Annotated in this window: 7 protein-coding genes and 1 pseudogene; 5 read left to right on the top strand and 3 right to left on the bottom strand. The window is 57.9% G+C overall.

Annotated elements, in window-relative coordinates:
• The 4 genes from ACS3QZ_RS19585 to ACS3QZ_RS19570 all read left to right on the top strand — a co-directional run.
• The coding region (locus tag ACS3QZ_RS19585) for a rhamnan synthesis F family protein (RefSeq protein WP_456039416.1) at positions 1 to 394 on the top strand (394 nt) is incomplete at its 5' end.
• A gap of 70 nt (positions 395 to 464) precedes the next feature.
• Positions 465 to 1,499, top strand: coding sequence for a hypothetical protein (locus ACS3QZ_RS19580; RefSeq protein WP_456039415.1), 1,035 nt, complete (start codon positions 465 to 467; stop codon positions 1,497 to 1,499).
• A gap of 145 nt (positions 1,500 to 1,644) precedes the next feature.
• Positions 1,645 to 4,341, top strand: coding sequence for a calcium-binding protein (locus tag ACS3QZ_RS19575; protein WP_456039414.1), 2,697 nt, complete (start codon positions 1,645 to 1,647; stop codon positions 4,339 to 4,341).
• A 101-nt stretch (positions 4,342 to 4,442) separates the two neighbouring features.
• On the top strand, positions 4,443 to 5,867 hold the full coding sequence (locus tag ACS3QZ_RS19570) for a mannose-1-phosphate guanylyltransferase/mannose-6-phosphate isomerase (protein ID WP_456039413.1): 1,425 nt from the start codon (positions 4,443 to 4,445) through the stop codon (positions 5,865 to 5,867).
• A gap of 148 nt (positions 5,868 to 6,015) precedes the next feature.
• Here ACS3QZ_RS19570 and ACS3QZ_RS19565 read toward each other — a convergent pair.
• From ACS3QZ_RS19565 to ACS3QZ_RS19555, 3 genes and pseudogenes are all read right to left on the bottom strand, one after another.
• Positions 6,016 to 6,186, bottom strand: a pseudogene (locus tag ACS3QZ_RS19565) (DDE-type integrase/transposase/recombinase); the annotation flags it as partial.
• A 235-nt stretch (positions 6,187 to 6,421) separates the two neighbouring features.
• The gene (locus ACS3QZ_RS19560) at positions 6,422 to 7,090 is read right to left on the bottom strand and encodes an IS110 family RNA-guided transposase (protein ID WP_456039412.1); all 669 of its coding nucleotides are present in this window, start codon (positions 7,088 to 7,090) and stop codon (positions 6,422 to 6,424) included.
• 142 nt (positions 7,091 to 7,232) lie between these two features.
• On the bottom strand, positions 7,233 to 11,723 hold the full coding sequence (locus tag ACS3QZ_RS19555; RefSeq protein WP_456039411.1) for a beta strand repeat-containing protein: 4,491 nt from the start codon (positions 11,721 to 11,723) through the stop codon (positions 7,233 to 7,235).
• A gap of 351 nt (positions 11,724 to 12,074) precedes the next feature.
• Here ACS3QZ_RS19555 and ACS3QZ_RS19550 point away from each other — a divergent pair, with 351 nt between their 5' ends.
• Positions 12,075 to 13,379 (top strand): UDP-glucose dehydrogenase family protein, encoded by a 1,305-nt coding sequence (locus tag ACS3QZ_RS19550; protein ID WP_456039410.1) that lies wholly within the window; start codon positions 12,075 to 12,077, stop codon positions 13,377 to 13,379.
• Positions 13,380 to 13,460 lie beyond the last annotated feature (81 nt).

The following is a 13,460-nucleotide window of genomic DNA, read 5'->3' as shown; positions in this document are numbered from 1 at the left end:
GCGACAGGCTCTTATAGATGGTGTCCTGGGGCCGGACAGCGCCAGCATTCTGCACAGATTTCTCGACAACCCTCAAGCAGGCTTCTGGGTCGCGGACGGGCACCGTCATCAGGGAGACGAATGGTGGGGTGCCAACCGTTCGCGCGCGACCGAGCTGCTGGCCCGGATCGGGCTGAACCCGGATACTGTCCCCCTGGTTTTCCCGGCTGGGTCGATTTACTGGGTCAAACCGGCAATTCTGGAACAAATCCGCGCAATGCGTCTGGAGGCAGATGCGTTTGAGCCGGAACAGGCTCTGGTCGACGGTACAACCGCGCATGCACTGGAGCGGGCTTTTGGGTATCTTGCACTCCCGTCCGAACAGGCCGTTCTGGAACGTTCGGAGTTAGTTTAGGCCTACTTGGCAAGCCCTCAGGATTTCGGGCATAGAACAAACATACGCTTCCGGCCCATCAGGAGATCCGATGGCAAAACTTTTTATTCATATTGGCAGCCACAAGACTGGCACGAGCTATTTGCAAGAACTTTTTAATGAGAACCGGGATCGGTTGAAGAAAGCCGGAGTTCATTATCCAGTGATCGGCCCGAACAATGCACATCACGCACTGGCGGCCGCATGGATGCATGTATCCGGACTGCCGGACGGGTTCTTCACCGACACTGGTCCGAACGGGCTTTGGAACCGATTGGTGGGCGAATATGCAAAAGGCGAGGGAACGGTGTTCTTGTCAGCGGAAAATTTTTCGCGCGTGTTTCCTGATCGTGTTGACATGGCGGATCTCCGCCGCCGGGTGGCTGCATTCGATGAAGTCAAGGTGATATACACCATGCGACGACAGGCCGAACTCATCCAGTCCGTCTGGATGCAGGTTGCTCTGACCCGGCGCCCCCCCTCGTTGCGAAAGTATTTGGAAATCGCGCTGAAAAAACGCCGTGGTGGGGGCGTGCCTTTGGATCATGGTATGTTTTACGACAACATGCGCAACGGGTTTAGCGCGGACGAAATCACCCTTTTGGATTATGCACAAATCCGTCGCACCGAAGGGGGTATTGCACAGACCTTTCTCGATTTGCTCGGAGCTGATTTGAAAGCAGCCGACCTCACACCGCCCGATGCCAAGGCTGCCAATGTCTCGCCGGACCCCCTGGCCACCTACGCCGCAAGCATGATTGTGCCGGACCGCCCAACACCCGAGGACCTGATACAATTGGCCGGAAAGGTATTGCGTCCGGATTCCGGCATCCCGGCAACACTTCTGGCCCGGCATGAATATGCCAAGTTCAACACACGATACCGCCCTGGCAACGCATCGCTGGTTGAGCGCGTTCAGTCAGCTCAACCCGGTTTTACCTTTGAAGAGCAGGACCCGCCGGAAAATATGATTTATCGCGACGATATGACGACCCAATCCTGGATCAGCATATCTGCCGAACTCTATGCCAGACAAGCTGCGAGTGATCAAAAAATCTGGCGGAAGCGCGCAAAGAGCCTGTTCTGAGCCCTCCGCGCTCATTGGGTTTGCCTGCTGCGTTTAATCGAATTCGCCGTTTTTGTCACGGTTTGGCCCTGTTTCCCAAAGCCCACATTAACCCGTCTTAACAATCCTGCTGACTGCGTGGGGGCGCAGAGGCGGGGTGTTTCGTGTGGGAGCGTTATCCTTCGTCCAGACCATCTGGACCAGCCAGTTTTTGGCGCTCGGGCAAATTGCCCGTATCGACATAACAGGGGGCGGATCGCCGGCCCTTGTGATCCATGATCCGGCAACCAGTCAACTTGGCCAGGTCACCTTGACGGCATCGCCGATCCAGGTGCCGGATATCGTCGTGACAGATGTCTCGACATCTCGAGCCCTGCAGTCCTTCTCCATGAACGGGACACGTGGTCTGGACTCGCGTACGCTGGATCGGCTGACGCAGGGCGAGGCAAGCGCATCCGCTTATCTCGATGGGGTGGGTTTTTATGGCAATAAGGTCGTGCTGCACAGAACCAGTATCGATGATCAGGACTATTTGTTCGTTGCCCCTTCAGCCACAAGCGGACTGTTCTCCTATCGCATCGGGTCGGATGGCGGGTTGACCCCGGTTCAGATCCTCAATGACACTGCGGCCTCTTATCTGCGCGCCACTTCTGCTCTGACCAGCGTATCCGTTGGCGCCGACCGATTTCTTCTGACGGCCTCGATGCAAGAAAATGGCCTGAGCGTATACAGGGTCGGACCCAATGGCCAACTGACTCAAACTGGCGCCTTCGGCTTTTCCGACCGCCTGCCGATAGATCGTCCAGTCGCCTTGACGGGCATCGAGGTCGGCACTCAAAGCTTTGTTGTGATGGCCTCCTTCGGAACCTCCTCGCTAAGCGTGCTGGAGATAGAGGCTGGAGGCACCTTGCGTTTCGTAGATCAGGTCACGGATGCGAAGGAGACGCGGTTTGCCGGAACCACGGCTCTGGATTGGATCGAAATTGGAGAACGCATCCTGATTGCCGCCGCCGGCAATGACGGTGGCGTCTCTCTTTTTCAGATGCTGCCTAGTGGGCGGCTGCTTTACAAGGAAAGCTTGGTCGCCCAAACAAACATGGCGCTCAATGGGGTCAGCCAATTGCGGTTTGCCATTGTGGAGGGGCGGGTCGAGCTTTTCGTACTGTCACCAGGCGACGGGGGGCTAACCCGTCTGGCTCTGGATATTGGGACAAGCGGAGTCACAGCGACCGGTAACTCCGGAACCTCCGGCGACGATATTCTCAGCGCGACAGCGGACGGAGGTGAAATACGCGGGCTTTCAGGAGACGATATCTTGATCGATGGGCCCGGACAGGATCGACTGCAGGGAGGCAACGGCGCGGATGTGTTCGTATTCCGACCAGATTCGAACCACCTCGATCGGATCACGGATTTCAACCTCAATGAGGACCAGTTGGACATATCAGCCTATTCAGGCGTTCATTCTCTCGCAGATATCTCCGTCCGTTCCACAACCGGCGGCGCGGTCCTGCGCATTGGCGACGACGAGATTCACCTGACTACTCATAATGGGACTTCGCTTACAGTGGCCCAACTTGAACCGGCGCTGCTCCTTGATGCCTCACATGTGGTGATGCCAGACCCGGTACCTCGGATCGGAGACGATGGCGACAACATGTTTTATTGGGGTCCGCAACCCGACACGATAGACGGCGGTGCCGGCTACGACACGATGAACTATGCCGCCGCTCCGATGCGCTCGGTGGTGAATCTCGAAGACGCCCGCTTCAATGACCATGCTGCAGCAGGGAACGTCCTGACCCGGATCGAAGCGCTAATCGGGTCAAATTACAATGATGCATTGCGGGGCGATGACACTGGGAACACCCTGACCGGGTTGGACGGCCATAATACGCTGCTGGGCGGCCCCGGCGCGGACTGGCTCACACCCGGCTCTGGTTCGGACAGTGTTGATGGTGGTGTTGGGATGGATACGGTGAGCTTTGTCGATCTGGCTCAGGGCGCCAGTATCGATCTTATGGCAGGCACCGCAACCTCCGGTGGCGATACGGATACGCTTGTGAATGTCGAAAACATCACGGGTTCAATCTTTGGCGATTTTATCCGAGGAAACGCATCGGACAACCACATTCGCGGGTTGGGTGACTATGACTGGCTGGTAGGGTCGGAGGGAAGCGATACCTTCGACGGCGGCAACGGTCGAGATATGATCTCATATGTGTATGCCGATGCCGGAGTAACCGTGAATCTGGGCGCCGGGCGGGGAACCGGGGGACAAGCGCTTGGCGACACGTATGCAAGCATTGAGCGGGTGACCGGCTCAATCTACAATGACCTGTTTTACGGCAGTGATGGCGAAGAGGATTTCCGGGGGTTGGGTGGCTATGACTGGTTTGTCGGCTCGGGTGGCGGGCGAGATCGGTATGATGGCGGCGGCGGCAAGGATACGGTGGCCTATTCAGCATCTTCAGGGGGCGTTTTGGCTTCGCTCCTGCGCGGCTATGGCTCGGGCGGGGATGCAGCGCGCGACCTTTACACGGACATCGAGAACCTGACTGGATCAAGCCACGCTGACATGCTGACAGGAGATAACGGCCGCAATGTGTTGCGAGGGCTTCATGGTGAAGACACACTGATCGGCAATGGTGGTGTGGACCGCCTTGAGGGGGGCGGGTCCAACGATTACCTCGACGGTGGCACAGGGTGGGATGTGGCTGTTTTTGGCGGAAACAGGGTCGATTACACGATCTCCATTGGCACCACCGGAGTGACTGTTCGCCATGGCGCGGGCACCGAGGGCACCGACACGCTCTTTAACATCGAAGCCCTCCAATTCGTGGATGAGTGGGTCTATCTCTGAGGCATGTAGAGTCGTCGATTGATGTCAACGTATATTCCTGCAATGCTCCGCGGATACCAACCGCAGCCGATTTACGGGCAAACGAGCATCGGGGGCAGAATATGACCATCCATCCAGTGATCCTTTGCGGTGGGGCAGGAACCCGCCTCTGGCCGCTGAGCCGCAAGAGCTATCCGAAACAGTTCTCTCAGATCACCGGAAAACAGTCCCTGTTCCAAGCGGCGGTAGAACGCCTGACGGGTGATGCATTCGCCGACCCGATCATCCTGACAAACAATGATTTCCGTTTCATCGTGACCGAACAAATGGCGGCAATCAATCAATCCGCAGCCGCGATCCTGATCGAACCCGATGGGCGCAACACCGCACCCGCCATTTTGGCTGCGGCGCTTTGGCTGGAGCGCACGGACCCTGATGCATTAATGCTGGTTGCGCCTTCTGACCATGTCATTCCGGACTGCGATGCGTTCCGTTCTGCCGTTACCGCCGCTGAATCATCCGCATTGGATGGAAATTTCGTGACCTTTGGCATTACGCCCACGGGCCCCGAAACCGGCTATGGATATCTTGAACTGGATCCCGCGGACAGAACCACAACCGCCGCGCCATGGCCTCTGGTACGCTTCGTTGAAAAGCCCGCTGCAGAACGCGCGGTCGAGATGCTGGCCTCTGGCAACTATTTATGGAATGCTGGCATTTTCCTCCTTCCCGTTCGCGCGCTTTTGACCGCGTATCGCACCCATGCCGCGCCAATGTTGGATAGTGTGACCCAGGCACTTGCAGAGTCGCAGAAAGACCTCGACTTCACGCGTCTCGCACCTGAGCCATGGGTGATGATTGAACCGATTTCCATCGACTATGCGATCATGGAAAAGGAGGATGGATTGTCGGTCATGCCTTACTCCGGGGCCTGGTCCGATCTGGGTAGCTGGGATGCTGTCTGGCGCCAGATGGAGCAATCCGACGATGGCAATGCCTGTTCTGAACATGCGATGGCCATTGATTGTCGCGACACGCTCTTGCGCTCGGAAACACCAGGGCAAGAACTGGTGGGTATCGGGCTGGAGGATATTGTCGCCATTGCCATGCCGGACGCCGTGCTGGTTACCCGCAAATCAGACAGTCAGAAAACCGGCGAAGCCGTCGCGGCACTTCGGGCACTTAACGCTTCGCAAGCCACCATGTTTCCCCGCGACCATCGACCCTGGGGCTGGTTCGAGAGTCTGGCGGTTGGCGACCGCTTTCAGGTCAAGCGGATCGTCGTAAAACCGTCCGGCATCCTTTCCCTGCAGTCACACCACCATCGGGCGGAACACTGGATCGTGGTTGCGGGAACGGCCAAGGTGACACTCGGCGAGGAAGAAAGGCTGTTATCCGAAAACCAGTCAATCTATGTGCCTTTGGGCACGGTTCACAGGCTGGAAAATCCCGGCAAGGTACCCATGGTCCTGATCGAGGTTCAGACAGGTACCTACCTAGGTGAAGATGACATCATTCGTTATGAGGACATCTATGCACGCAACTGAAGCCGCTGTAGCGCCATAGCCCCTGCCCCCTCAGCGTTTTTAGGTTTCAAAAACTGGGCTGGTCGCATTTTTCAGCGGCACCAACCCAGCGAATGGTCGATCGGTGTTTGAGTCAAACCACCCGAGAACTGGCACCAATCGTATGACTATCGGTGTTCATGATCTCCGGCGGGCCATAGCGGTGGATGGCCTCATTCAACGCTTCAACGCAGAAGTCCGCCTCCAGCGTGTTCGAGATGCGCCAGGCCAGCACCTTGCGGGTGTGCCAGTCCATGATCGCCACAAGATACAGGAACCCACGCCGCATTGGCAGATAGGTTCTTAATTGATCATCTGCGCTCGGTTAGTTTGTCGCTTGTATCGGCCACCTGCAAGGTTCTTTTCGAAGTCATCCCATTTGGCGCTTCATCTCAGCATCCAAGGCGCCGGTGTCCCGAAGGTGAAGTTCGCGATGCAACGGCTCGCAGGTAGCTCACGCGGGTTGGACCGGTTGCCTGCCGCTCTGACCGATACGGCAACTTTAAGCGAGTGCGTATAGCACTCGGCTGATCTGATCAGGCCTCCCTAGCTTCAAATTCTGTTCCGTCTTTCCATATGGCGTGCATGATAACTGCCAGTTTTCTGGCCAAAGCAACGACAGCTTTCTTGTGGCTCGTTCTTTTCTTGATCGCCGTGGCCCAGTCTTTCAGGTGCTGCCCCGGGCCGGATTTCACCCGGCACAACAAGCTGTTGGCTGCTTCATAGAGTACAGTTCGCAGCATGCGGTCTCCACGGCGTGATATACGACCGCCATAGTCGATTTCGCCAGACTGATACCGTCGCGATGTCAGGCCAATGTAGGCTCCGACCGACCTGGATCTTGAGAACCGATCAGGTGTATCGATCGTCGCAACAAATGTGACGGCGCTGACTGCACCAACTCCGGGAATGGACATCAGGCGTTGGCAGCCCTCATCTGTCCGGGCCTGCCGCGTCATTTCCTTGGTTAACGATGCCGCCTGTCGCAAGGCCTCGGTCCGCAGATTCAAAAGAGGCAGAACAATTCCCGATAGGACCGGTTCGTCTTCCAGGACCTTTCGGACCCGCTGCTCGTAGGTCTTGAGATGTTTGGGAAGTCTGATCCCGAGCCGTTCAGCCACCTCCTTGACCGAATACCCGCGCTCTGTGACCTGCGCCACCGCGTCGATCTTGAACTCATCTGAATAGCGAATTTGCCCTGACATCTGCATCGTCCTTTGCTTCCAAAATTACCAAGCAAAGCGTCTACAAATCTAGGGGCACCTCAGACATATGTACAGTCCAGCTTAGCACGCGGCTCCTCAAGGCTGGCTCCCCCACGCCAACTAGCGTGGGGAATGAAGCCCTCTACAAGCTCCAGATAGAGATATCGGTATCATCAAACCGGAAATACTCCACATCGATCAGGCTGTCGGTGCCATCCGCCCCCACCACCGTCACGTTGTTGCCCGACCGCGTCAGCGTGTAGTCGGTCGAATTGCCCGAGAAGATCGCATAATCCGACGATCCACCGCCATTCAGCGTGTCATTGCCGGCCCCGCCCATCAGGTAATCCACGCCGCCATAGCCGAAGATCATGTCGTCGCCCTCCAGCCCGTTGAGCTGGTTGCGCCCGTTATTACCCGTCAGCTGGTCGTCAAACCGTGACCCAACAAGGTTCTCGATCTCGAAATACAGATCCCGCGCCGCGTCGCCGCCGGTGCCATAGCCCGTCTCCTGGCCATTCACCACAGCCCCGTTGCGCAGGTTCGCAATCACGCCCGACGACGCGTTGAAATACGTCACCGTATCAACCCCGTCACCGCCGAAATACCGCTCACGACCGCCCGTCGAACTGACGAACCAGTCGTAATCCCCGAGCCCGCGGAAGTCATTCTCTCCCGCGTCGCCATAGAACACGTCCTGACGCCCCGACCCCGTCACACGCTCCACGCTCGTCAGGCTCAGACCCGACGCCAGGTTCGTGTTGTTGGTCGGGTTGGCCAGATCCACAAGCACACCCGTCGCCTGCGCCCCCGTCGGCGGCAACCCGTTCGACGAGAACACGTCCGCGATCACGTTCGTGGCGTTCGACTGCCACTCCAGGAACGAAATCATGTCCTGGCCCGTGCCACCATCGATCGTATCATTGCCAAGCGTCGCAATGATCCAGTCATAGTCGCCCAGACCCCGGATTTCGTCATCCCCGTCGCTGCCGCGAATCCGGTCGGCAAAGATCGTACCCGTCAATCGTTCAATATTCGTAAACTGGATCGATTCAGACCCGTCATGGCTCACCGCCGTACCCGAGCCCATGTCGATGTCCAGGCGATAGTCGGTGTTGGTCCGACCCGGCGTGTCCGGAAGGTTCACAAACGAGATCATGTCCCGACCAGCCCCGCCATCCACCGTATCCGACCCACCACCCGGCGTGATCCAGTCGTTCCCGCCCAAGGCGTTGATCACCTCCGACGCGGACGTCCCAACAACATTCTCCGCAGCGTCAGTCCCAGTAATCGTCGGGGTGGTGCTCATCGCCGCAATCTGGGCATAGGTGAACGTACCGTCGGAGAGTTCAAAATTTTCGACGTCATTGGCAACAAAATCCGTACCTTCCAGCGAGCTGATGTTCAGGCCACCAGCAGCCGCAACCACGGTCAGCGACGTTGAAAGATCGTCGATCACAAACGTGTCGGTGCCGTCGCCACCATGTGCGGAATCGTTGCCGCCTTCACCGTCAAGTCTGTCGTTCCCACCGCCGCCTTCCAGCGTGTCATTGCCGTTGCCACCCTGCAGAGTGTCATTGCCATCCCCCGTGATGAACCGATTATCCGCGCCGTTACCGATGATGGTCGTGTCGATCCCACCAATCAGCTCCACCTCTTCGGTATTGAACAGGCGGTCGTTCAGCGCCGAGTTCACCGTGTTGGTGATGTGTCCGGTCAACAGATTGAACGTTACCTGATAGCTGCCCGGTGTGGAGGTGCTGACATCGACGCGGATTCGGTCGCGCCCAGCCCCGCCGTCAAAGTAGTCCGTCCCTGAACCGGATATGATCAGGTCATCGCCATCACCGGCCTCGACACGGTCATTCCCCGCGCCGTCTTGGATAACATCATTGCCAAGACCCCCGAGAAGCGTGTCGTTGCCATCGCCGCCCAAAAGCGTGTCGTTGCCGTTGTTGCCGACCAGCGAGTCATCGCCGCCGTTGCCGGTAAACTTGTTGTCGTTGGCATCGCCGATCAGCGTGTCATTGTCGTTGCGTGAGCCACGTACCTCTTCCACATTGCTGATCGTGTGGGTGAAGGCGTTGCCGTTCCAGGTGCCGGTCGCAACACCAGTGGCAAGATTCACATTCACGGCATCGACGCCACCGCGATCATAGCGCAGCACATCCCAGCCGCCGCCGGCATCCAGCGTGTCGTTGCCCTCGCGCAGGATGAAGCGCTCGTCGGCGCCGCTGCCAAGAACCGTATCGGTTAGGTCACTGAGGCGGATTTCGAACCGACCCACCTGTCCGATACCGGTCACCGTGTCGGTGCCGCCATAGCCGTCGATAATGGTTCCGGTCGCCAAGTTGGCATTCACACCGCTGACCGGCGTTTCGTACATCCGGTAGTCGAGCCGCACGGTGCCCGTGCTGGCCCCGAGTGTGATCGTGTCGTTGCCGGCGCTGTTCTCGATGCTGGCAAAGCCATTGTCGGCCACGGTCAGGTTGTAGGTGTCGTCGAACCGCGTGCCCTGGATACCAAAGCCCCAAGCTGTCATCGGGTTGGCGACGTTCAGGATCGTCGTGGTACCGTTCGCCCCCTTGTCGATAGAGCCGGTATTCGTGTTCCCATTGATCGTCGCGTTGAATCCAGCATTCAGATCCCAATGATAAATGCCGCCGCCGCCCTGTGCCATGTCGGCAAAATCGACCGTATCATTGCCCACACCCGGCAGCACCTGATCCCAGCGCTCGATATTGTCGCCCGGGTTCAGAAGGTCATCACCATCGCCCCCCCGCAACGTGTCGTAGCCGTTACCGCCCAGCAGCGTGTCATTGCCGCCTTCACCACGCAACGAGTCGTCCCCGTCGTTGCCAATCAGGGAATCGTCACCACTCAGACCGACAATCGTGTCATTCCCCGCCAGACCATCGATCGTGTCGGGGCCGAACGTCCCGACGAGATTGTCATCTCCAGCTGTCGGTGTTGCACTGCCGGTGTCCGGCAGCGTGGAGACATCAATATAGGCGTCTTGGAACCACAGGAATTCCACGTTGGCGAGGGTATCAGTTCCCGTGGCGCCGCTTGACACCGTGACAATTCCGCCTGTTCGCGTAATAGTGGCCTCCCACTGATTGATGTAGAACTGCGCCTCGTCCGTGCCCGCGCCGCCGTCGATGATGTCGTCACCGGCATGACCCAGCATCGTGTCGTTGCCATCGCCGCCCTGAAGCGAATCGCTGCCATCGCCGCCATCGAGCCAGTCATTGCCCCCAGCCCCAATAAGCGTGTCATTGCCCCCACGCCCCCGGAAGCTATTCGCATTCCCGTCACCGGTGATCACGTCACTGTCGTTGCGCGAGCCCCACACATCCTCGACATTGCTGAACGTGTGGGTGAAGGCATTGCCATTCCAGGTGCCTGTCGCGGTACCGGTGCCAAGGTCGACATTGACGGCCCCGACGCCGCTCCGGTCATAGCGCAGAAGATCACGTCCGTCGCCGGCATCCAGTGTGTCGTTGCCGCCGCGCAGGATAAAACGCTCGTCCCGGCTGCTGCCTAGGATGGAATCGGCGTTGTGCGATCCCTGAATTTCGATCCGTGTAAATGCCGAGAAGCTGAGGTTCAGCTGGTCGGTGCCACCATCGCCGTCCTGGATCACGCCGGTGTTCAGATTAACATTGATACCAGATACGGCATCACCATAGGCAAGCCGCACGATCGTCCCATTGGTGATGTTGAATGTATCGTTCCCACCATTGCCTTGCAGGCCAACCCAGGTGTTGTCAGGGTCCATGTTGATGTTGAACACATCATTGCCCCCAGTGCCCGAGAACCAGACCCCGTCGCCGGTGTTCCAGTTCGCGGCGCGATGCAGATCCACCAGCGTGTCAGTGCCATCAGCCCCCTTATCAACCTCGGCAATGGCCCAATCCGCATCCAGGTCAACGGTGATCGGCCCGGTGAGCCCATCATAGCGAAAAGTATAGAAATCGCCCTGCAGGCTATCGGTCATGACGATGAAGTCATTGCCAGCAGAGGCAAAGATCACGTCCTCGCCATCATTGGCGCCTGTCAGGATCACATCATTTGCGGCCGTGCCGGTCAGCGTGTCGTTCCCAGCGGTGCCATCGATCTGGTTGTCGGTCTGGGTGGTTCCGTTCGGCAGACTGGTGAAGGAGATGGCCTTTCCTGCTGCCAAGGGACTGCTGCCCGGGATGGCACCAACCGCCGTGATGGAACTTTCCAGAACATTGAAATCGGCCACCGTGTTGATGGGTGGCATGGCGGCACCGCCCAGACGGAAGATCAGTTCGGTTTCTTCGGTCCCCGAAGTGACGCGGATGACCATGACCTGCGTGATGCCGCCGCTCCAGGTGACTTGACCGATCTGCGCGTCCACGGTATCGCCGTCACTTTCCAGCGAATTCGGGGATATGCCGTTGAACGACACAAAGATGTCATTCATGTTTATATCGACATCCGGCAATTCGTTCGGCGGGGCATTGGTAATCGAGTAGGAAAACGTCGTCTGAGAGTCCGGCACGCCGAGATGGAGCTGCACCGAGGAACGCACCTCTGTGACCGGGTCGCCTGATTGGCTCAGGTCACGGACGATTGCAAAGCCGGTCAAAGTATTAATAGTCATTAAAAGTCTCCCCCAGAAATTTTAAATAAGGCCGCAATTGGGCATATACTAAAGAACAATTTTTAATGGTCTAAACGTATTTGTCATCAGGTTTCTCACGCGCTGCATTCATATTTACGCGGCCACTCCGGGAACCTCCGGTCTACCTTAATCCCTGTCTGAAAAAGCCGCACCCCGTATAAGTTGCCTCAAGGCAGCCATGTCCTCGGCACCGATCACCGATGCAAACCGCATGGCGCAACGCGAAAATCTGCTCTAGAAACTGCAAAAGTGCCGCGCCAAACAATTTTGCGCAGCACTCATCTAAGGCACCGCAGGCACATGAGTGCAGAGGGCAAAAGGAGCAGCAAAATGCGTATTGCAATGATTGGCACCGGGTATGTCGGATTGGTATCCGGCGTCTGTTTCTCGGACTTCGGGCATGACGTGGTCTGCGTAGACGTGAATGCTGACAAGGTCACCCGGCTCGAGGCTGGCGAGGTTCCGATCTACGAGCCCGGCTTGGACCTGTTGATGCAAAAAAGCGTCGACGCCGGTCGCCTAACTTTCACCACCGATCTCGCCGCCGCCGTCGATGGTGCTGACGCCGTGTTCATTGCCGTCGGCACTCCCACGCGCCGAGGCGATGGGCATGCGGACCTGACCTATGTCATGCAGGCGGCCCGAGATATTGCCAACGCCATCACCGGCTACACAGTGGTGGTGACCAAATCTACCGTCCCTGTAGGCACTAACCGCCAAGTCAAACAGGTTATCGCCAAGGAAAACCCTACCGCCGAATTCGACGTTGCCAGCAACCCCGAGTTTCTGCGCGAAGGCGCAGCCATTGATGATTTCATGCGGCCGGACAGGGTGGTTGTCGGGGTGCAAAACGCGCGCGCGGCAGATGTCATGGCGGAAATCTACCGCCCCCTTTACCTGCGTGACTTCCCGATCCTGACCACCGATCTGGAAAGCGCGGAAATGATCAAATACGCCGCCAACGCGTTTCTGGCCACCAAGATCACCTTCATTAACGAAATTGCGGGCCTGTGCGAGCGGGTGGGCGCAGATGTGAAAGAAGTGTCGCGGGGCATCGGACTCGATGGTCGGATCGGCAACAAATTCCTGCATGCCGGCCCGGGATATGGTGGGTCCTGCTTCCCCAAGGACACCGCCGCTTTGGCACGCATCGGCCAAGACCACGCATACCCGATGCAGATCACCGAAACGGTCATGCGGGTGAATGACGAGGTCAAACAGCGCATGATCGAAAAACTGCGTGATGCGGTGGGCGGCAGTTTCAACGGCAAGTCAGTGGCCGTACTCGGAGTGACTTTCAAGCCCAACACTGACGACATGCGAGAGGCCCCAAGCCTGACAATCGTCCCGGCGCTGATTGGTGGAGGGGCAAAGGTGCGGGTAGTGGATCCTCAGGGTCGCTCTGAGGGAGAAGATCTCCTCCCAGGCGTAAAGTGGATGGAAGACCCCTATCAGGCTGCGCTCAACACGGACCTGATTGTCCTGCTCACGGAATGGAACGAGTTTAGGGCTCTGGATTTGAAACAGCTGGCTAGAAATATGGCTACCCCGCGCATGGCGGATCTGCGCAATGTCTATTCGGCCAAGACGGCAAAACGGGCCGGGTTCGAGGTTTATGTGGCGGTCGGGCGCTGAAGCGGACAGGGGAACCCCTGACACTGGCCTCTGAAGTCTTGATGACGTGTTAATGCCCGCCCACTAATATTGTTTCCCCTT

The sequence above is a fragment of the Shimia sp. W99 genome, from assembly GCF_053851455.3.
Note: the sequence above shows the minus strand (reverse complement) of the source record. Positions and strands in the feature narration are given on the sequence as shown.

Bases quoted from the DNA above. Each gene is read 5' to 3' on its own strand.
- ACS3QZ_RS19580 (WP_456039415.1), top strand. From the start codon at position 465: ATGGCAAAACTTTTTATTCATATTGGCAGCCACAAGACTGGCACGAGC.
- ACS3QZ_RS19570 (WP_456039413.1), top strand. From the start codon at position 4,443: ATGACCATCCATCCAGTGATCCTTTGCGGTGGGGCAGGAACCCGCCTC.
- ACS3QZ_RS19560 (WP_456039412.1), bottom strand. From the start codon at position 7,090: ATGTCAGGGCAAATTCGCTATTCAGATGAGTTCAAGATCGACGCGGTG.
- ACS3QZ_RS19555 (WP_456039411.1), bottom strand. From the start codon at position 11,723: ATGACTATTAATACTTTGACCGGCTTTGCAATCGTCCGTGACCTGAGC.
- ACS3QZ_RS19550 (WP_456039410.1), top strand. From the start codon at position 12,075: ATGCGTATTGCAATGATTGGCACCGGGTATGTCGGATTGGTATCCGGC.